Annotated in this window: 19 protein-coding genes; 10 read left to right on the top strand and 9 right to left on the bottom strand. The window is 60.9% G+C overall.

Annotated features, from left to right (window positions below; genetic code table 11):
- The first annotated feature begins 65 nt into the window (after positions 1-65).
- Positions 66-1,286, top strand: coding sequence for a glycosyltransferase family 4 protein (locus PCPL58_RS07370; RefSeq protein ID WP_003365490.1), 1,221 nt, complete (start codon positions 66-68; stop codon positions 1,284-1,286).
- On the opposite strand, the gene PCPL58_RS07365 is transcribed toward PCPL58_RS07370, so the two are convergent.
- From PCPL58_RS07365 to PCPL58_RS07355, 3 genes are all read right to left on the bottom strand, one after another.
- The gene (locus PCPL58_RS07365) at positions 1,255-2,358 is read right to left on the bottom strand and encodes an NADH:flavin oxidoreductase (RefSeq protein ID WP_044309923.1); all 1,104 of its coding nucleotides are present in this window, start codon (positions 2,356-2,358) and stop codon (positions 1,255-1,257) included. The two genes, PCPL58_RS07370 and PCPL58_RS07365, sit on opposite strands and share 32 nt — an antisense overlap.
- 157 nt (positions 2,359-2,515) lie before the next feature.
- Entirely contained in the window at positions 2,516-3,004 is a 489-nt protein-coding gene (locus PCPL58_RS07360; protein ID WP_065349136.1) for a glutathione peroxidase, read from the bottom strand.
- A 131-nt stretch (positions 3,005-3,135) separates the two neighbouring features.
- A complete protein-coding gene (locus PCPL58_RS07355) occupies positions 3,136-3,621 on the bottom strand; it encodes an FKBP-type peptidyl-prolyl cis-trans isomerase (protein ID WP_003365497.1) in 486 nt (161 codons plus the stop codon).
- A 14-nt stretch (positions 3,622-3,635) separates the two neighbouring features.
- Here PCPL58_RS07355 and PCPL58_RS29235 point away from each other — a divergent pair, with 14 nt between their 5' ends.
- The 3 genes from PCPL58_RS29235 to PCPL58_RS07345 all read left to right on the top strand — a co-directional run bounded on the left by PCPL58_RS29235 (position 3,636) and on the right by PCPL58_RS07345 (position 7,079).
- The gene (locus PCPL58_RS29235) at positions 3,636-3,941 is read left to right on the top strand and encodes a DUF3565 domain-containing protein (protein WP_003365499.1); all 306 of its coding nucleotides are present in this window, start codon (positions 3,636-3,638) and stop codon (positions 3,939-3,941) included.
- 78 nt (positions 3,942-4,019) lie between these two features.
- Positions 4,020-6,110: a phosphate acetyltransferase gene (pta, locus tag PCPL58_RS07350; RefSeq protein WP_065349135.1), complete on the top strand. Its 2,091-nt coding sequence runs from the start codon at positions 4,020-4,022 to the stop codon at positions 6,108-6,110.
- A 63-nt stretch (positions 6,111-6,173) separates the two neighbouring features.
- Positions 6,174-7,079: an acyltransferase gene (locus tag PCPL58_RS07345; RefSeq protein WP_065349134.1), complete on the top strand. Its 906-nt coding sequence runs from the start codon at positions 6,174-6,176 to the stop codon at positions 7,077-7,079.
- Between the two features lie 112 nt (positions 7,080-7,191).
- Here PCPL58_RS07345 and PCPL58_RS07340 read toward each other — a convergent pair whose 3' ends face one another.
- The 6 genes from PCPL58_RS07340 to rutR all read right to left on the bottom strand — a co-directional run bounded on the left by PCPL58_RS07340 (position 7,192) and on the right by rutR (position 13,564).
- Positions 7,192-7,881 (bottom strand): OmpA family protein, encoded by a 690-nt coding sequence (locus PCPL58_RS07340; protein WP_003433676.1) that lies wholly within the window; start codon positions 7,879-7,881, stop codon positions 7,192-7,194.
- A 113-nt stretch (positions 7,882-7,994) separates the two neighbouring features.
- Positions 7,995-8,921: an ABC transporter permease gene (locus PCPL58_RS07335; protein ID WP_054080658.1), complete on the bottom strand. Its 927-nt coding sequence runs from the start codon at positions 8,919-8,921 to the stop codon at positions 7,995-7,997.
- Complete coding sequence (locus PCPL58_RS07330; protein WP_065349133.1) at positions 8,921-10,030, bottom strand: ABC transporter permease; 1,110 nt, start codon at positions 10,028-10,030, stop codon at positions 8,921-8,923. The genes PCPL58_RS07335 and PCPL58_RS07330 overlap by 1 nt, the downstream gene beginning before the upstream one ends.
- Positions 10,023-11,534, bottom strand: coding sequence for an ABC transporter ATP-binding protein (locus tag PCPL58_RS07325; protein ID WP_065349132.1), 1,512 nt, complete (start codon positions 11,532-11,534; stop codon positions 10,023-10,025). The genes PCPL58_RS07330 and PCPL58_RS07325 overlap by 8 nt, the downstream gene beginning before the upstream one ends.
- Complete coding sequence (locus PCPL58_RS07320) at positions 11,531-12,622, bottom strand: BMP family ABC transporter substrate-binding protein (RefSeq protein ID WP_003365515.1); 1,092 nt, start codon at positions 12,620-12,622, stop codon at positions 11,531-11,533. The genes PCPL58_RS07325 and PCPL58_RS07320 overlap by 4 nt, the downstream gene beginning before the upstream one ends.
- Before the next feature lie 213 nt (positions 12,623-12,835).
- Positions 12,836-13,564, bottom strand: a complete 729-nt coding sequence (gene rutR, locus PCPL58_RS07315; protein ID WP_065349131.1) for a pyrimidine utilization regulatory protein R — start codon at positions 13,562-13,564, stop codon at positions 12,836-12,838.
- Positions 13,565-13,857: 293 nt separating this feature from the next.
- Here rutR and rutA point away from each other — a divergent pair, with 293 nt between their 5' ends.
- The 6 genes from rutA (at position 13,858) to PCPL58_RS07285 (ending at position 18,878) form a co-directional block, all read left to right on the top strand.
- Positions 13,858-14,940: a pyrimidine utilization protein A gene (gene rutA, locus PCPL58_RS07310; RefSeq protein WP_003433682.1), complete on the top strand. Its 1,083-nt coding sequence runs from the start codon at positions 13,858-13,860 to the stop codon at positions 14,938-14,940.
- Positions 14,940-15,677 (top strand): pyrimidine utilization protein B, encoded by a 738-nt coding sequence (rutB, locus tag PCPL58_RS07305; RefSeq protein ID WP_054080654.1) that lies wholly within the window; start codon positions 14,940-14,942, stop codon positions 15,675-15,677. Before rutA ends, rutB begins: the two co-directional genes overlap by 1 nt.
- Positions 15,678-15,687: 10 nt before the next feature.
- Complete coding sequence (gene rutC / locus PCPL58_RS07300; protein WP_065349130.1) at positions 15,688-16,071, top strand: pyrimidine utilization protein C; 384 nt, start codon at positions 15,688-15,690, stop codon at positions 16,069-16,071.
- A 41-nt stretch (positions 16,072-16,112) separates the two neighbouring features.
- Entirely contained in the window at positions 16,113-16,892 is a 780-nt protein-coding gene (gene rutD / locus PCPL58_RS07295; RefSeq protein ID WP_065349129.1) for a pyrimidine utilization protein D, read from the top strand.
- Positions 16,893-16,905: 13 nt separating this feature from the next.
- Entirely contained in the window at positions 16,906-17,442 is a 537-nt protein-coding gene (gene rutF / locus PCPL58_RS07290) for an NADH-dependent FMN reductase RutF (protein WP_058397484.1), read from the top strand.
- Between the two features lie 242 nt (positions 17,443-17,684).
- Positions 17,685-18,878, top strand: a complete 1,194-nt coding sequence (locus PCPL58_RS07285; protein WP_065349128.1) for an HD-GYP domain-containing protein — start codon at positions 17,685-17,687, stop codon at positions 18,876-18,878.
- Positions 18,879-18,881 lie beyond the last annotated feature (3 nt).

Genomic DNA, 18,881 nt, shown 5'->3' with positions numbered 1-18,881 from the left:
GTGAAGCCACTTGAAGTTCACACAACCGCCACATAACCGAAATGTAACCCGCCGAAACTGCTCCCATGAGCCAAATTCTTAATGTCACCCTGATTACTGAAACCTTCACTCCCGAGATCAACGGCGTTGCCAATACCCTGGGGCGTCTTTGTGAAGGGTTGCGGTTGCGCGGGCACCGGGTCGAGCTGGTGCGGCCACGTCAGAACGACGAGATCGGAGCGGGCGCTGCGGAGGACCTGCTGCTCTGCCGGGGCTGGCCGATACCGGGTTACCCGGGGTTGCAGTGGGGTCAGTCTTCTATGCACAAGCTGTTGCGCCGCTGGCAGCGGCGTCGACCGGATGTGTTGTATATCGCCACTGAAGGCCCGCTGGGTTTGTCGGCGCTACGGGCAGCTCGGCGCTTGGGAATAGCGGTGATCAGCGGCTTTCACACCAATTTTCCACAGTACACGCAGCAATACGGCATGGGGTTTATCACTCGGCTGCTGACCCACTACCTACGCTGGTTCCACAACCGCTCACGCATGACGCTGGTACCGAGCATCAGCCAGAAGGTGGAACTGGAGCGGCGCGGCTTTGAAAGGATCGAGTTGTTGTCTCGTGGTGTCGACAGCCAGATGTTCAACCCGTCCAGGCGTTCGCAGGCTCTGCGCGAAAGCTGGGGCCTGCAAGCAGGTGATATCGGCGTCATACACGTCGGCCGCCTGGCACCCGAGAAAAACCTGGGCTTGCTCAAAGCCAGCTTCGAAACCCTAAAGGACAGTTACCCGCAACGTAATATCAAACTGATTGTTGTCGGCGATGGACCGCAGCGCCAGCAGCTTGAGGAGCAGATCCCGGATGCGATCTTCTGCGGCACTCAGCGCGGTGAAGTGCTGGCCATGCACTATGCCTCGGCAGATATGTTTCTGTTCCCCAGCCTGACCGAAACGTTCGGCAACGTGGTCCTTGAAGCGCTGGCCTCAGGCCTCGGCGTGGTCGCCTACGATGAAGCCGCTGCCGGGCAGCATATTCGTCATGGCCACAATGGGGCCTTGGCCATGCCGGGTGACGAGGCGGCATTCATCGACGCGGCGCGCTGGTTGCTGGAAGACAGCGAAACATTGCGCCGGGTGCGCCTCAATGCTCGTCAACACGCCAGTCGCCAAGGCTGGACGGCGATAATCGATCAGTTCGAACGGCAATTGCGTGAGGCCTGCCCCGGCGAAAAACCTGTAAATGCCAAAGAGATCAGGCCGGTAGCCAGCAAGAAGATCAGACCAGTGTCATCAGTGCGTCTCGACTGAAAGGCAGGATGTCCTGCTCGCGGCCCTCGCGCACTTTCAATGCCCAATCCGGATCGACCAGCAGCGCACGTCCCACCGCCACCAGATCGAACTCGTCGTTGCCCAGCCGCTTCAGCAGATTTTCCAGGCTGGCCGGCTGAGCGACCTTGTCGGTGTTGACCATGAACTGCAGGAACTCGCCGTCCAGTCCGACGCTGCCGACAGTAATGGTCGGTTTGCCGGTCAGCTTGCGCGTCCAGCCCGCCAGGTTCAGGTCGGAGCCTTCGAACTCAGGCTCCCAGAAACGCCGGGTAGAGCAATGAAAGATATCCACACCAGCGTCGGCCAGAGGCTGCAGAAACTCGCCCAGCGCCTCGGGCGTTTGTACCAGACGCGCGGCGTAATCCTGCTGCTTCCATTGTGAGAAACGGAAGATGATCGGGTAGTCCGGGCCCACGGCGGCGCGCACGGCCTTGATCAGTTCGAGGGCAAAACGTGAGCGGTTGGCGAGGCTGCCGCCGTACTCGTCGCTGCGCTGATTGCTGCCTTCCCAGAAGAACTGATCGACCAGGTAACCGTGAGCCCCATGAATTTCGACACCGTCCATGCCAATTGCCTTGGCATCGGCGGCAGCCTGGGCGAAGGCCGCCACGACTTCGTCGATGTCCTGCTTGCTCATGCCATGCACCAGCACCTGACCGTCCTTGACCTTCTCCATCGGCCCGTAGGCAGGCACGCTGCCATCCGGCTCGGTGCCAGGACGGCGAACTGCGCCGACGTGCCAGAGTTGCGGAACGATGCTGCCGCCCTCCGCATGTACTGCCTCGACCACCTTGCGCCAGCCGGCCAGTGGCGCGTCACCGAAAAACTGCGGGACATTCGGATAACCGTTGGATGCCTTGTGATCGACCGTCGTACCTTCGGTGATAATCAGCCCGACACCTGCCGCCGCGCGCCGCCGGTAGTACTCGACGACCTTCGAGTTGGGCACGTGCCCTGGCGAAAACGAACGGGTCATGGGGGCCATGACCACACGCGATGACAGCTCCAGGCTGCCCAGACGGAAAGGCGTGAACAAGGCTTCTGCCGACATGCGCAACTCCTGTGAAATGGTCGATTGCCATCAGGCGCGCAGAATATCGCCGGGCGTCAGCGGTGGCCCAGTACTATTGATCTGGCTGATTTGAGTTCAGAAGCGACGAGCGCGCAAGAAAGCCGGGCGAATGCGAAATGCTACCCCGGCTATACGATCAGCTTTGCGCCAGGGCCTTTTCAATGGCCTGGATCACGGCAGGATCATCCGGAGTGGTACGCGGAGAAAAACGTGCGCTGACACCACCGTTCTTGCCGACCAGAAACTTTTCGAAGTTCCAGGTGATATCCCCGGGAAACTCGGCACCCTCGCCCGCCAGCAAACGGTAAAGCGAGTGACGATCAGGGCCGTTGACGTCGAGTTTTTCACCCAGCGTAAACGTCACGCCATAGTTGAGCTGGCAAAACTCGGCGATCTCTTGCTCGGTACCTGGTTCCTGCCCGGCAAACTGGTTGCACGGCAGACCCAGTATCTCCAGGCCTTGGTCCTTGTACTGCTGATAGAGGTTTTCAAGTGCCGCGTACTGCGGTGTCAGCCCGCATTTGGACGCGACGTTGACCACCAGAACCACTTTGTTCCTGAAATTCGCCAGCGGCAGTTCCTGGCCACCCAGCGCTTTCAATTTGATGTCGTGAAAAGCACTCATGAGAACCCCTTTTGAAACAAGTCGCCCCAGGCTACAACCCGAAAAAAGGCACCGTGACCGCACGCGTAACGAAAGTCGTCATCGCAGAACAGCCAGGGCGCCTTTTCAGTGCCTGAGCTTAGCAGCACAAATCAGTGTTGGTGGCCGCCTTCACCATGAACATGGCCGTGCGCCATTTCTTCTTCACTGGCATCACGGATGGCCACAACCTTCACGTCGAAGTTCAGACGCTGACCCGCGAGCGGATGGTTGCCGTCAACGGTGACATCGTCGCCTTCCAGATCACGGATAGTCACGATCTGCATGCCGCCATCCGGGCCGGAAGCGTGAAACTGCATGCCGACTTCGAGCTTGTCGACGCCTTCGAACATGCTGCTGCTCAGGGTGCTGACCAGTTCGGCCGAGTACTCACCGTAGGCGTCTTCGGGCTCGACGGCAACGTTCAGCTGGTCGCCTACTTCCTTGCCTTCCAGTGCCTTTTCCAGGCCCGGGATAATGTTGCCTGCACCGTGCAGGTAAACCAGCGGCGCACCACCGGTAGAACTGTCGATGACCTCACCAGCGTCGTTGGTCAGGGTATAGTCAATGGAGACAGCCTTATTGGCGGCGATCGGCATGGGGACAAGACCTTTTGCTTAAGATTGAAGAACGGGCAAGTTTAACCAAGCAATCGCCCGAAAGCGAACGCAACTCTGACGGACGGCCCGCTTTGAAAGGTTCAATCGTTATCGATCTGAGACAGGACGAGCACGGGCACTGGTTCGCGCTGCTGTCGTGCGGCCACACCCAGCACCTGCGTCATGATCCTCCGTGGCAGTCACGCCCTTGGGTACTCGACCCTGCACAGCGTCAACAGATGACCGGTAAAGCCTTTCGTTGCGGCTGGTGTGCGAACGCCGCAGATAACGATAGTCTTGCCGCAGAGAAATCGCGTTAGACGGTTTCCGGACTTTTTCGGTCGGCAGCGCTTCCCTATGTGCTGCGACCCCTTGCACTGCTCAATCGAGAAGCCAGTATGCAGACTTTTTTTATCGCCCCCACTGACTTTGGCGTGGGGTTGACCTCCATCAGCCTGGGACTGGTGCGCACGCTGGAGCGCGCCGGCTTGAAAGTAGGCTTTTTCAAACCGATCGCCCAGCCACACCCCGGCGATCTGGGCCCCGAGCGCTCGACCGAACTGATGGCTCGCACCCACGGCCTCAAGCCACCCAAGCCTCTGGGGCTGGCGCATGTCGAGCGCATGCTCGGTGATGGTCAACTGGATGAACTGCTCGAAGAGATCATCAATCTTTATCAACAGGCAGCGGTCGGCAAGGATGTGCTGGTGGTCGAAGGCATGGTCCCGACCCGCAGCGCGAGCTATGCCGCGCGGGTCAATCTGCATTTGGCCAAGAGCCTGGATGCCGAAGTCATTCTGGTCTCCGCCCCGGAAAATGAAGTGCTCGCCGATCTGTCGGGCAGGGTCGAATTGCAGGCCCAGCTGTTTGGCGGCCCCAAGGACCCCAAGGTGCTGGGGGTGATACTCAACAAGGTGCGCACCGAAGAGAGCATGGAAGTCTTCGCCTCGCGCCTGAAAGAGCACTCGCCGTTGCTGCGCAGTGGCGACTTTCGCCTGCTGGGCTGCATTCCGTATCGCGCCGAACTCAACGCACCGCGTACCCGCGATGTGGCCGAGCTGCTCGGCGCGCAGGTGCTGAACGCAGGCGACTACGATCAGCGCCGCATGACCAGAATCATCATTTGTGCCCGTACCGTGCTCAACACGGTTCCGTTGCTCAAGCCGGGTGTGCTGGTCGTGACGCCGGGTGACCGCGACGACATCATCCTGGCGGTGAGCCTTGCAGCCATAAACGGCGTACCGCTGGCCGGCCTCCTGTTGACCAGCGATACCGTGCCCGACCCACGCCTCATGGAGCTGTGTCGCGGCGCGCTGCAGGCGGGGCTGCCGGTGCTGTCGGTCAGCAGCGGCTCGTATGACACGGCCAATCGCCTGAATCAGTTGAACAAGGAAATCCCCATCGATGACCGCGAGCGCGCGGAAAACATCACCGATTTCGTTGCCAGTCATCTGGACGCCAACTGGCTGCACCAGCGCTGCGGCACGCCCCGCGAGCTGCGCCTGTCGCCCGCGGTGTTTCGCTATCAGTTGATCCAGCGCGCGCAGGCGGCCAACAAGCGCATCGTACTGCCTGAAGGCAACGAGCCGCTGACCATCCAGGCCGCCGCCATCTGCCAGGCGCGCGGTATCGCGCGTTGCGTGTTGCTGGCCAGACCCGAGGAAGTGCACGCCGTTGCGCAGGCGCACGGCATCGAGCTGCCGCAGGGGCTGGAAATTCTTGATCCGGACCTGATTCGCGAACGCTATGTTGCGCCGATGGTGGAACTGCGCAAAAGCAAAAGCCTGAATGCCCCCATGGCCGAGCAACAGCTCGAAGACCCGGTGGTGATCGGTACGGTGATGCTGGCGCTGGACGAGGTAGACGGGCTGGTGTCCGGCGTCATTCACTCCACCGCCAACACCATCCGGCCAGCCCTGCAACTGATCAAGACTGCGCCAGGCTGCACGCTGGTGTCTTCAGTGTTCTTCATGCTCTTTCCCGAGCAGGTGCTGATGTACGGCGACTGCATCATGAACCCGCATCCGAGCGCCAGCGAGCTGTCCGAGATTGCCTTGCAGAGCGCCGATTCGGCCACTGCGTTCGGCATCTCGCCGCGCGTGGCGATGATCAGTTATTCCAGCGGCAACTCGGCCAGCGGCGAAGAGGTCGAGAAGGTCCGCGAAGCGACGCAACTGGCACGCGAAACCCGCCGCGATCTATTGATCGACGGGCCGCTGCAGTATGATGCGGCCGCCAACGAACAGGTCGCCCGACAGCTGGCTCCGGACAGCGCGGTCGCAGGACGCGCCAACGTGTTCGTGTTTCCGGACCTGAACACCGGCAATACCACGTACAAGGCGGTGCAACGCAGTGCCGACTGTGTGAGCCTCGGCCCGATGCTGCAAGGCCTGCGCAAACCGGTAAACGATCTGCCGCGCGGCGCGCAGGTCGACGACATTGTCTACACCATCGCGCTGACAGCCATACAGGCCGACACGCTGTCCTGATACCTGACACGAGTGCCGCAGAGCAGTCTGCGGCTTCCGATAACTTGCGGAGCCATCTCCTTCATGGATTTCCTGCCTGCCCCATTACGCGGCGTCATTGCCTCGCTGTTGCTGGCGCTGAACACCATCGTCTGCTGCACGGTGCTGTTCGCGGTCACGATCCTCAAGATCTGCCTGCCCTTCTCTGCGGCACAGCGTTTCACCGACTGGCTGATGAGCCACATCCATGAAACCTGGATCGGCAACAACAATGCCTGGATCAAACTGCTGTGCCACACCCGCTGGCACCTGAGCGGTCTGGAAGGGCTGGATTACCAGCACTCGTATCTGGTCACCAGCAATCACCAGAGCTGGGTCGACATCATGGTCTTGCAGTACGTGCTCAACCGGCGTATTCGCCCATTGAAGTTTTTCCTCAAGCAGGAGCTGATCTGGGTTCCGGTGATCGGTCTGGCGTGGTGGGCGCTGGGCTTTCCATTCATGAAGCGCTACTCCAAGGCGTACCTTGCCAAACACCCGGAAAAGAAAGGCAAGGACCTGGAAACCACCCGCCGCACCTGCGCGAAGTTTCGCCATAACCCGGTGGGGATTTTCAACTTCGCCGAAGGCACGCGCTTCACGGCCGGCAAACACGCGCAACAGAACTCGCCGTTCCGCTACCTGCTCAAGCCCAAGGCCGGCGGCATTGCTTTCGTGCTGGATGCGATGGGCGAACAGCTGGAGTCAATCATCAACGTGACCATCCATTACCCTGGCGGACAACCCGGCTACTGGGACCTGCTGTGCGGTAACGTGAGGGAAGTGGTTGCGCACTTCGAAGAGATCAAAATCCCGCAGCAGTTTCTCGGCAAAAATTACGACCAGGACGGCGAATACCGCCTGGAATTCCAGCAGTGGATCAATACGCTTTGGGAAGAGAAAGACCGGCTGCTGGACAGCCTGCATGAGCAGTATCCGGCGCAGCATTGATAGTGACTCGTGGGAGCGAGCTTGCTCGCGAAGAGGCCATCACCTTCGCGAGCAGGTTAGCTCCCACTTCTTTGCCCCGCCGTCAGCCAGCCTGCGAGCGGAGCGGCATTGATCAGTACTGCTGGCCCGGAATCGGCTTGAGGTTTACCTCGACACGGCGGTTCTGGGCGCGACCGTTGACGTCGGCGTTGCTGGCAATCGGTTGGTCAGGCCCTGCACCGCGCACTGACAGGTGCGATTGATCGACGCCTTGCGAAGTCAGGTAAGTCGCGACGCTCTGGGCACGCTGTTGCGACAGATCCATGTTGTGCTGGCGGCTGCCGGTGCTGTCGGTGTACCCGACAATTTCAATGTTGTTCTGGTTGAACTGCTTGAGCGAACTGGCCAGGTTGTTGAGCGGCGAATAGAAGCTGCTGGCAATGGCCGAAGAGTCCGTCGCGAAGGTGATGTTACCCGGCATGATCAGTTTGATCTGGTCACCCTGACGCTGTACCTCGACACCAGTATTGGCCATGCTCTCGCGCAACGCAGCTTCCTGCTTGTCTGCGTAATAGCCGTAACCCGCCGATGCGGCACCCGCCACTGCAGCGCCGATCAGGGCACCCTTGCCGCGATGATTGTGATCGATGGCCGCGCCAGCGACCGCACCCGCCAATGCGCCGAGCCCGCCGTACTTGGCCGTTTTGCTCATACCACCGGAGCTTTGCGCCTGGCCTTGATTGTCATAGGGATTGGATGTTGCACAGCCGGAAAGCATGGCTACGGCGGTGGCAACAATGATCAAACGACGCGAGGTAAACATTCAGGAGCTCCTGGTTTTGACGAACGCTGGTAACCGGATTAGAGCATACCCGCTATCAAAAATTCCTTAACCCGTGCTGAACCGCCCGTCTTGCGTGCTTCTGCGCGCATCGCTCAGCGACGCTCCTCGCGAATGTAAGGTTCACCCAGCGCACCGGGCTGGCTGCTCGATTGCCGCTTGCCGCTCGCCACCCAGACCATGACCAACAGGGTGACCGCGTAGGGCGTCATCAGGACGAAATACTGAGGCAGGCGCACGCCGGTTGCCGCCAATTGCGGAATCAGTGCCTCGATCCCGCCGAACAGCAAGGCGCCAGCCAGCGCACGCCAGGGCGACCAGCGTGCAAATATCACCAGCGAAACCGCAATCCAGCCGCGCCCGCCAGTCATGTCGGCGATCCACATCTTGGTGCTGAGCACGGCAATGAAACCGCCGGCCAGCCCCATCAACGCAGAACCAACGACAATCGCTGCCAAGCGGTAACCAAGTACGGAAATACCTGCGGCATCGGCGGCCTGCGGGTTCTCGCCGACGGCGCGCAGACGCAGCCCGGTGCGCGTACGATCGAGCAGCCAGACCACCGCGATGAAAATCACCACGGTCAGGTACACCAACGGGTTCTGCACAAAGACCCGGCCCACCACAGGCAGCTCGGACAACGGCCACAGCTCGACCGCCTGCAAGCCGCTGACCGGGCGGTTGGTCCAGCCCAGCAGCGTGCCCAGCAACCCGGTCAAGCCCTGACAAAAGAACACCAGCGCCAGCCCGGCGATCACCTGATTGATCCGCAGCACCAGCACCATCAGCGCGAACAGCAACGACACCAGACCTGCCGCCGCCATCGACGCCAGCAGCGAAAGGCCAGGCGAGCCGAGGCTCAACTGCATGCCGATGCCCGCCAGTGCGCCGACCAGCATCAGCCCTTCGACGCCCAGCGCCAGTACGCCGCTGCGCTCGATGAGGATCAGGCCCAGCGCTGCCAGGGCGAACGGCACGGCAAAATCCGGTGCGCTGCCCAGCCAGTGGGAAATAAGCTCCATCAACGTTCTCCTGCCTGAATGCGCCGCAGGCGATGGCGGATGAAAAAGTCCGAGGACGCGACGCAGATCACCAGAATGGCCTGGATCAGTTGCACCATCGAAAACGGAATCTGATAGAACACCTGCAGATTGCGTCCGGCGACGAACAGCATGGCGATCAGCAGCGCGACCACGGTTGCGGCCACTGGGTTGTTGCGGGCCAGAAAAGCGATGAGAATCCCGGAAAACCCGTAGCCCTGATAGAACGACTGGGTAAGGCGCCCCTCCTGCCCCGAGGTCACGACAAAACCTGCGAGCCCCGCCAGCGCGCCCGACAGCAGCACGGTGCCGATGATCATCTTGCGCACCGGGACGCCCACGGCCCCGGCGACCTTAGGGTTGGCATCGACGAAGCGCAGGTACAACCCCGCTCGCGAAACACCAACGAACCACAGGGTCAGACCGGTGACCAGCAGCGCCAGAGGGATCGCCGCGTTATACCCGGCAAACAGGTCGGGCAGCCGCTCGAAGCTCTGGAACGCGGGGGAATAGGGAAAGTTGTCTCGCGGGTCCTTCCAACTGCCGTACACCAGGTGCAGGAGGAAATTGGCGGCGATGTAATTGAGCATCAGCGTCGAGATGATCTCGTTGACCTGCCACTTGAGCTTAAGCAGCACCGGGCCCAGGCTCCACACCAATCCGCAGATGACGGCTGCCGCCATCATCAGCGGCAAACGCAAGGCCTCCGGCCCCACCTGAAACAGCGAGATCGCCGTAGCGCCAATCGCCCCCCAGATCATCTGGCCTTCCAGCCCCAGGTTCCAGAAACGCGCCCGAAACGCCATGCAACCGGCGAGCCCGACCATGATCATTGGCGATGCCTGAAACAGCACTGCCTTGAAGTTTTGCCCATCGAACACCGTCTGCACGACGAATTCGTTGAGCAACTCGTCAGCAGGCACGCCAGCAAGAATCAGAATGGTGGTGCAGATCGCCAGCCCGATCAGCAACGCCAGGGCAATGATCAGCGCCTGCAATAGCCAGCCGGTCTGCTGACGAAGTTCCAGGGTGTAGCGCCGCGCCAGCAACGGTTGCCGTGCGGATTTCATCGGATGTACTGATTCAGTCATGGCTCACCATCGCTTTGCCGATGGCTTGCCGGTCGGCAGGGTGCGCGAACTCGGCGACGATGCGCCCGCCGTTCATCACGCCGACACGGTCAGCCAGGGCCAATACTTCGTCCAGATCCTCGCTGATCACCAGCACCGCAGCGCCCGCGTCCCGAGCCGCTCGCAAGCGGGCATGCACCGCCTGTGTGGCACGCACATCCAGGCCCCGGCTCGGGCTGTGCACCAGCACCAATTGCGGGTCGCGGCTGAATTCGCGGGCGATCACCAGTTTCTGGGCGTTGCCTCCCGACAACAACGCAGCTTTCTGATCGAGAGAGCGCACGCCCTGTACGTCGAAGTCCGCCACGGCGCGCTGCGCATCCTGTTTCAGACGCTTGTAGCCTAGGCGCCAGAAAGAGCCGTATTGCCCGCTGTGGAGGTTGCCGATGGCAAAGTTCTCGGCCACCGACAGCGACCCGGCCAGCGCCGCGCCGTAGCGGTCGGCCGGGATCGAGGCAATGCGCAACTGCCGACGCTGATCGGCCGACGCGCCGCGCAGATCGCCAAACCCGGCCATGTGGATTTCACCCTCAGTGGCTTGCGGAAGCCCCATCAGGGCGTTGGCCAGTTCAGCCTGACCATTGCCGCCCACGCCTGCGATGCCGTAAATCTGCCCGGCGTGCAGGCTCAGGTTGACACCGTTGAGCGTACTGCTGCCGACGCTGCGCAAGTCCTTGACCTGCAAACGCACCTCGCCGGGTGTCGACGGTTGATGTTCGGCAACCGGCACGGATTCACCTACCGTGAGCTGCACCAGTTGCTCGACACTCACCTTCTGCGGGTCAAGGGTTTGCACGGTGCGCCCGCCACGCATCACGGTTACCCGGTCGGCATAGCGTTTGACGTCAGCCATCTTGTGCGTGACCAGAACCACCGCCGCGCCTTGTCGGGCGAATGCCTGAACGGTCAGCAGCAGACGCTCGGCCTCTTGATCGGTCAGCACTGCTGTCGGTTCATCGAGTATCAGAATCCGCGCACCGGCCAGCAACACCTTGAGGATCTCGACACGCTGCTGCTCGGCGACTGACAGGCTGTCGACGGTACGCGCCGGATCAATCGCAAAACCCAGCGCCTCGGCCTTGCCGACAATCTCCTGTTCCAGCGCACGCAGACGCTTGCGATAGCTGCCTTCGCCAGGTTGCTCGGGCAGCGCCAGGAGAATGTTCTGCGCCACCGTGAACGGTTTCACCAGCTTGAAGTGCTGGTGAACCATGCCGATCCGGTAGCGGCTGGCGTCCCTAGGTCCCTGAAGCTGAACCGGGTTGTCGTCCAGCAGCAGGGTGCCGGTTTCCGGTGCGTACAGCCCAGCGGCGATGTTCATCAGTGAGGACTTGCCTGCACCGTTTTCGCCCAGCAGCGCATGCACTTCCCCCCAACAGGCGGTGAAGTCGGCATCGATCAGCGCCTTGAAGCCATCGAACGATTTGCTGATGCCGGTGAGTTGCAGCGCATTGACCTGACTCATTGCTGAGTCTTCACGCCTTCGACGAACCAGTCCATTTTCCACAGGTCCGGGTCAGACAATTGCTGACCGGCCGCCACTCGCTCCTTACCGTCACGATCGGCCAGCGGACCGCTGTAGATGATTTTCCTGCCGGCCAGCAACTCGGCGCGCTCGGCCTCGATCTTCTTGCGGTCCGCATCGGAAATGATCGTGTCCGCAGTCAGCTTGATATCGGTACCGCCCTGCTGCATCGACAGCAGCGCGCCATTGGCAGGCGGCGTCCAGTTGCCGGCAATGATTTTCTTCAGCTCCGGCCCGAGGAAGCGATCCCAGACCCACAGCGAAGAGCAGACCGTCGCCTTGGGAGCGAACTCGCTCAGGTCACGATGGTGGCCGGTGCCATGAATGCCCCGCTCCTGTGCGACGATCTGCGGTGTCGGGCTGTCGACGTGCTGACCGACCACATCGGCACCGTTGTCGATCAGCGCCATGGTGGCCGCGCGCTCCTTGACCGGATCGTTCCATGCACCGGTATAGACCACGTTGACGGTGGCCTTCGGATTGATTTGCCGGGCGCCCAGTTCATAGGCATTGATGGTCCAGTTGACCTGGCCGAACGGGTTAGCGGCGACGAAGCCCAGCTTGCCGGTCTTCGAGGCCGCACCAGCGGCCATACCGCACAGGTACTGGCTCTCGTAGGTACGCCCGTAAAACGATTCGAGGTTGGGCGCATTGGTGGTGCCCGAGCCATTCAGGAACGCGACTTTCGGGTATTTTTTGGCCAGTGCAAGAAAGGTGTCGGAGTAGCCGAACGCAGTGCCGACGATGATGTTGGCACCGCGTGCGATGAGGCGGTCGACCACCGGCGTAATGGCCGCGGCGTTCTCGGGCACGCTCTCGACGTACTGGATCTTGGTGTCCAGATCCTTTTCAAGCTTCACACGTGCTTCGTCGAAGGCCTGAGTCCAGCCGCCATCATTGCGCGGGCTGATATACACCATGGCGATTTTCGGCTTCCCTTCGAGGGTCAATCCTTCAGCCTGAGCGAGGCCGACCGCTCCCAACGCTACGGCCGCACACAATGTCCCGGGCAACAGTTTCTTGTACATAGACGTTTTCCTGAGGGTAATGGCCGATGAGGACCGCACACGCAGGCATTAGCAGCATCCATGCCAGTACAGGAAAAACGCTACGGAACAACGACCTGACGCCATCGAGACGAATAAAACAGATCAAATGGTCTGAATCAGAGCACTTGGTTTGTGCAGGACGTCCGCGCACTGCGCAGGCGGGGTGCGCGGGTCAGGGCCGGCGCCCCCCGTTCACACCTTGCGCGGCAGGATCCCGTCCAGAACCATGCTGCGCAGGCTCGCCAGCACTTCTTCGAAAAACGCCGGATCATCCAGCGTCTTGCCGGTCACGGCCTCGACCTGAGTGCGGAAATCGGCGTAATGCTGAGTGGTCGCCCACAGAGTGAAAATCAGGTGATGCGGGTTGATGGGGGCCAACTGGCCGCTGTCGATCCAGTGCTGAATCACCGCCACCTTGGCCTGCACCGTGTCACGCAACGGGTGCTGCAACTCGCCCTGAATCAGCGGTGCGCCCTGCATCACTTCCATGCAGAACAGCCGTGATTCGGCCGGATGATCGCGGGACATCTCCAGCTTGGCCTTGATGTAGGCGCTGATCGCCTGCACCGGCTCCTTGTCGGCGGTGAAGTGCACCAGCGGGCTCAGCCATACCTCGAGCAACTGGCGCAGCACGTTCAGGTACAGGTCGTCCTTGCTGCTGAAGTAATACAGCAGGTTGGTCTTGGAGACGTCCGCCAGGCTCGCGACCTGATCCAGGCTGCTGCCGTGCACGCCATAGCGGGAAAATATCTCCAGCGCCGCATCGAGAATCAGCGTGCGCTTGCCTTCCATCAGGCGCATGCGCCGCTTCAGGGATGTCGCACTGGGTTCGCGGGTCGTCTTGACCACGGTCTCCGGCTTGACCTTGCGTACGCGCTTGTTCGCCGGGTCCGCCAGGGGAGGTTTCTTGTTCACGCACATCCATCCAGTGATGCCGAAATGAGCGGGCATCTTAACGGGCGCAGCTGTTTTGTCGATACGGATTGCCTGCGCCGTCAGCCCTGCCCCATCTGCGTGCGCCCTGCACAAACCAAGTGCTCTGATTCGGACCAAATGGTCTGAAATAAACCATGAAAACTTTCAAGCCTTTGAATAAAAACAACAAAATTTTCTGGCCCGCTTAATGCAGAAGGTGATCAAGAGACGATTGAAAGACGATTCAAGTGCCGCCAGTCGCGCCTTGGCACGCATTGACCCACGCAGAGAGGCCTCATATGGACATTGGTATCTTCATCCCCATCGGTAATAACGGCTGGCTGATTTCCAGCAATGCTCCGCAGTACATGCCGACCTTCGAGCTGAACAAACAGATCGTGCAGAAGGCCGAGGGCTACGGCTTCGACTTTGCGCTGTCGATGATCAAATTGCGTGGCTTCGGCGGCAAGACGCAGTTCTGGGAACACAACCTGGAGTCGTTCACGCTGATGGCCGGCCTGGCCGCAGTGACCAGCCGGATCCAGCTGTTCGCCACGGTTGCCACCCTGACCATCCCGCCCGCCATTGCCGCACGCATGGCCTCGACCATCGATTCGATCTCCAATGGCCGCTTCGGGATCAACCTCGTCACCGGCTGGCAGAAGCCGGAATACGAGCAGATGGGCCTGTGGCCGGGCGACGAGTTCTTCCACACCCGCTATGAATACCTGGCCGAATACGCTCAGGTTCTGCGCGACCTGTGGGCCACCGGCAGCAGCGACTTCAAGGGCGAACATTTCAGCATGCAGGACTGCCGCGTCAGCCCTCGCCCACAGGCCGACATGAAGCTGATCTGCGCCGGTCAAAGTGAAGCGGGCATGGCGTTCTCGGCGCAATACGCTGACTATAACTTCTGCTTCGGCAAAGGCGTCAACACCCCCACGGCCTTTGCGCCAACCGCACAGAAACTGATCGAAGCCAATGAAAAGACCGGCCGCAACGTCACTTCCTGTGTGCTGTTCATGATCATCGCCGACGATACCGACGAAGCTGCACGGGCTCGCTGGGAGCACATCAAGGACGGTGCCGATGAAGAAGCGATCGCCTGGCTGAGCGAGAAAGGTTCCGCGGATAAAAGTGCCGGTTCCAATCTGCGGCAGATGGCCGACCCGACCTCAGCGGTCAACATCAACATGGGCACGCTGGTGGGGTCGTGGGCCACAGTGGCAAGAATGCTCGACGAAGTCGCCAGTGTGCCGGGGACCCAAGGCGTGATGCTGACGTTCGATGATTTCGTCAAAGGGGTCGAAGACTTCGGCGAGAAAATCCAGCCGCTGATGACCAGTCGCAAGCACATTGCGCAACTCAAGGAGGTGGTCTGATGACGACCTCGACAACCGTCGCAGGCGTTGACCTGCCGGACGTGCAGCCCGCCCGCGAGCTACCCGCACGTCCCGAACCGCTGCGCATGAAACCCGGCGAAACCGCGCTGGTGGTAGTTGACATGCAGAACGCCTACGCATCGCTCGGCGGGTATCTGGACCTGGCCGGGTTCGATGTCAGCAGCACCGGGCCGGTCATCGCCAATATCAACAAGGCCTGTGCCGCCGCACGTGCGGCAGGCATTCCGGTGATCTTTTTCCAGAATGGCTGGGACCCAGCCTATGTCGAGGCCGGTGGCCCCGGCTCACCTAACTGGCACAAGTCCAATGCCCTGAAAACCATGCGCAAGCGCCCTGAACTCGAAGGGCAACTGCTGGCCAAGGGTGGTTGGGACTACCAGTTGGTCGACGAGCTGACGCCACAGCCTGGCGACATCGTGGTGCCGAAAATCCGCTACAGCGGCTTCTTCAATTCCAGCTTCGACAGCGTGCTACGCAGCCGCGGCATTCGCAATCTGGTGTTTACCGGCATCGCCACCAATGTCTGCGTCGAGTCGACCCTGCGCGACGGTTTTCATCTGGAGTATTTCGGCGTGGTGCTGGCTGACGCGACCCATCAGGCAGGCCCCGAATTCGCTCAGCAAGCCGCGCTGTTCAACATCGAAACCTTCTTTGGCTGGGTTTCCAGCGTCGATGACTTCTGCACCACTTTCAGCCCTGTCGGGCAACCTTCGTGAGGACATCAGTATGACCAAAAAAGCGATCATCCCTGCCGGCACCAGCAAACCCATCGCGCCGTTCGTTCCGGGCTCCATGGCCGACGGCGTGCTCTATGTCTCGGGCACGCTGCCGTTCGACAAGGACAACAACGTGGTACACGTCGGCGACGCCACCGCGCAGACCCGTCACGTGCTGGAAGCCATCAAAACCGTGGTCGAGACCGCGGGCGGGACGATGGACGATGTCACGTTCAACATGATCATGATTCGTGACTGGGCCGACTACGCCAAAGTCAACGAAGTGTATGCCGAGTATTTCGCGGGCGAGAAACCGGCCCGTTACTGCATCCAGTGCGGCCTGGTCAAACCCGAGGCGCTGATCGAAATCGCCAGCATCGCCCACGTCGGCTGAATCGCGACTGTGGGCAGTTGACGCCCACCCGGAGAAAACCCATGTTCCATGAGTTTCATGCCTGCCAGCATGCCGATGCACCGACCCTGGTGCTCAGCTCCGGGCTGGGCGGGTCCGGTCGCTACTGGGCGGATGACCTGGCACTGCTGACCCGCGATTACCGCGTGCTCGTCTACGACCATGCCGGAACCGGACGCAGCCCTGGGGTGCTGCCGGCGGATTATTCGATCCGGCACATGGCTATCGAGTTGCTGCCCCTGCTCGATTCACTCGGTATCCAGCGTTGCCATTTCATGGGCCATGCGCTGGGCGGCCTGGTGGGTCTGGAACTGGCCCTGCTGCGTCCGGAACTGTTGCAAAGTCTGGTACTGATCAATGCCTGGAGCAGCCCGAACCCGCACAGTGCGCGCTGCTTTTCAGTGCGCAAGAAACTGCTGTTGAACAGCGGACCGGAGGCCTACGTACAGGCTCAGGCGCTGTTCCTCTACCCGGCGGACTGGATCGCCGCCAACGGCCTGCGGCTCGCCGATGACGAAGCCCACGCGCTGGCGCATTTTCCCGACACCGACAACCTGCTGCGGCGTATCCATGCCCTTGAAACCTTCGACGTGGAGGCCAATCTTGCACGCATCCACACCCCGACCCTGTTGATTGCCAACCGCGACGACATGTTGGTGCCCTGGCAGCAATCCCGGCACCTGGCCAGCGCTCTGCCGAATGCAACGCTGGCGCTGCTGGACTATGGCGGCCATGCCTCGAACATTACCGATCCACAGCCCTTCCAACGCGCCTTGTTCGATTTTCTCGGCACACAACCCTGAAAGGACTCATCTCATGACTACTTCCTCTGCAGCTCCCACCATTCTGCCTATCGCTGCTGTCAGCCAGCTGGCGTTTCGCGAGGCGATGTCCAGCCTGGCCGCCGCCGTCAACGTCATCACCACCGATGGCCCTGGCGGACGTGCCGGCTTTACCGCGACCGCCGTGTGCAGCGTGACGGATCAACCGCCGACGCTGCTGGTCTGCATCAACCGCAGTGCGTCGGTGTATGACGCCTTCATGGAAAACGGCACGTTGTGCGTCAATACGCTGGGCAACGGTCAGCAGGACTTGTCCAACCTGTTCGGCGGCAAGAGCTCACAGCAGGAACGCTTTGCCTGCGGCCAGTGGGAACCCGGAGTGACCGGCGCGCCGATCCTGGACGGTGCGAAACTGGCGCTCGACTGCAAGGTGAGCCAGTCGATCAGCGTCGGCACGCATGACATCCTGTTCTGCGAAGTCGTGGATATCAGGCATCAGAGCGGCGCAGACGCATTGGTGTACTTCGCCCGTCGCTATCATCACCTGCCGAGCGAAACGCCAGTGTCATGAAGGCTTTGCCGGCTGACTGGCGGACTTGCAGAATGAACCCACCGGAATGCACCAAATAGACATGATTTTTTGCGACACCTCCGTATACTGGCATTGTGAGATCAGGATGATCCTTGCAGTCAATGAGGTGAAGTCATGTCGGTCCATAGCGCCTGCATCCTGCTGATACCCGCCAGCAGCCCATCGTATGCTCGTCGCGCTTACCCGCCGCCTGGCATGCCTATGCACGCGGGTGGCTGAGCATGCTGAAGAAAATACCTGTGGCTGAGCTTGCCCTGGGCATGTACATCCACAAAATCTGCCGCCGCTGGACCAATGATCCATTCTGGATAGGCCTGGTCGAAGTCATGCTCGATGACATTGAAGTGCTCAGGCGCATCCAGCAATCGGGCACCAAGGAAGTCTGGATCGAAACCGGCAAAAGCCGTGTACTGGCACCCGGGCCCTCGGCCGCCTCGACAGCGCCATCGGCCAGCGACGACACGACTCCGACCAGTCTCGAAAAGGAAGTTCTACGCGCCAGGGTGATCTGTGGACGGGCCAGAGATGCGGTCATGTCCATGTTTACCGAAGCGCGCATGGGCCGGGCCATGGATGTCGGCAATGTGCAGTTGCTGGTGGAAGAAATCTCCAACTCGATCCTGCGCCATCCGCACGCGCTGATCAGCCTGTCACGCCTGAAGACATCCGACGAATACACCTACATGCACTCGGTGGCGGTCTGCGCGTTGATGGTTGCGCTGGCCAAACGCATGGGCATGCCTGACGATCAGGTCCGTGAGGCCGGTGTGGCCGGGCTGATGCACGATGTCGGCAAAATGATGATCGCCCCGGCGGTGCTCAACAAACCGGGCCGCCTGACCCGCGATGAATTCGAGATCATGAAGGCCCACCCCGAGCTGGGTGTGAAGATCCTCATGGAGACGCAGCCCATGGCAGCGTCGGTGATTGACGTCTGCCTGCATCACCACGAAAAGGTCGACGGGTCGGGCTACCCGCATGGCCTGAAAGGCGACCAGATCAGCATCTTCGCGCGCATGGGCGCGGTCTGCGATGTGTATGACGCGATTACTTCCGATCGCCCTTACAAAAAGGGCTGGGGCGTTGCCCATTCGATTCGCGAAATGGCCTCGTGGAAAGGGCATTTTGACGATGTGGTGTTTCAAAGCTTCGTCAAGACCGTGGGTATTTATCCGATCGGCACACTGGTACGCCTGGAGAGCGGGCGCCTCGGCGTGGTGGTCGAACAAGGTCAGGCATCGCTGCTGAAACCGAAAGTGAAGGTGTTCATGTCGGCGCGCACCGGCAAGACGTTCGCCGCGCAAGTCATCGACCTGACTTGCCCTTCCGACCCGGACGGGATCGTCAGAATCGAAAAACCCACCGACTGGGGGCTGGAAGAAGTCGATACGCTGTGGGCGGGCAGCCCGGCCTGAGCG

It is taken from the genome of Pseudomonas cerasi, from assembly GCF_900074915.1.
GTDB classification, from domain to species: domain Bacteria; phylum Pseudomonadota; class Gammaproteobacteria; order Pseudomonadales; family Pseudomonadaceae; genus Aquipseudomonas; species Aquipseudomonas cerasi.
This window is presented reverse-complemented; position numbering and strand designations above follow the sequence as displayed.

Excerpts from the sequence above, each read along its gene's own strand:
- PCPL58_RS07370 (WP_003365490.1), top strand. The coding sequence starts at position 66 with ATGAGCCAAATTCTTAATGTCACCCTGATTACTGAAACCTTCACTCCC.
- PCPL58_RS07365 (WP_044309923.1), bottom strand. The coding sequence starts at position 2,358 with ATGTCGGCAGAAGCCTTGTTCACGCCTTTCCGTCTGGGCAGCCTGGAG.
- PCPL58_RS07360 (WP_065349136.1), bottom strand. The coding sequence starts at position 3,004 with ATGAGTGCTTTTCACGACATCAAATTGAAAGCGCTGGGTGGCCAGGAA.
- PCPL58_RS07355 (WP_003365497.1), bottom strand. The coding sequence starts at position 3,621 with ATGCCGATCGCCGCCAATAAGGCTGTCTCCATTGACTATACCCTGACC.
- pta (WP_065349135.1), top strand. The coding sequence starts at position 4,020 with ATGCAGACTTTTTTTATCGCCCCCACTGACTTTGGCGTGGGGTTGACC.
- PCPL58_RS07345 (WP_065349134.1), top strand. The coding sequence starts at position 6,174 with ATGGATTTCCTGCCTGCCCCATTACGCGGCGTCATTGCCTCGCTGTTG.
- PCPL58_RS07340 (WP_003433676.1), bottom strand. The coding sequence starts at position 7,881 with ATGTTTACCTCGCGTCGTTTGATCATTGTTGCCACCGCCGTAGCCATG.
- PCPL58_RS07335 (WP_054080658.1), bottom strand. The coding sequence starts at position 8,921 with ATGGAGCTTATTTCCCACTGGCTGGGCAGCGCACCGGATTTTGCCGTG.
- PCPL58_RS07330 (WP_065349133.1), bottom strand. The coding sequence starts at position 10,030 with ATGACTGAATCAGTACATCCGATGAAATCCGCACGGCAACCGTTGCTG.
- PCPL58_RS07325 (WP_065349132.1), bottom strand. The coding sequence starts at position 11,534 with ATGAGTCAGGTCAATGCGCTGCAACTCACCGGCATCAGCAAATCGTTC.
- PCPL58_RS07320 (WP_003365515.1), bottom strand. The coding sequence starts at position 12,622 with ATGTACAAGAAACTGTTGCCCGGGACATTGTGTGCGGCCGTAGCGTTG.
- rutR (WP_065349131.1), bottom strand. The coding sequence starts at position 13,564 with ATGTGCGTGAACAAGAAACCTCCCCTGGCGGACCCGGCGAACAAGCGC.
- rutA (WP_003433682.1), top strand. The coding sequence starts at position 13,858 with ATGGACATTGGTATCTTCATCCCCATCGGTAATAACGGCTGGCTGATT.
- rutB (WP_054080654.1), top strand. The coding sequence starts at position 14,940 with ATGACGACCTCGACAACCGTCGCAGGCGTTGACCTGCCGGACGTGCAG.
- rutC (WP_065349130.1), top strand. The coding sequence starts at position 15,688 with ATGACCAAAAAAGCGATCATCCCTGCCGGCACCAGCAAACCCATCGCG.
- rutD (WP_065349129.1), top strand. The coding sequence starts at position 16,113 with ATGTTCCATGAGTTTCATGCCTGCCAGCATGCCGATGCACCGACCCTG.
- rutF (WP_058397484.1), top strand. The coding sequence starts at position 16,906 with ATGACTACTTCCTCTGCAGCTCCCACCATTCTGCCTATCGCTGCTGTC.
- PCPL58_RS07285 (WP_065349128.1), top strand. The coding sequence starts at position 17,685 with ATGCTGAAGAAAATACCTGTGGCTGAGCTTGCCCTGGGCATGTACATC.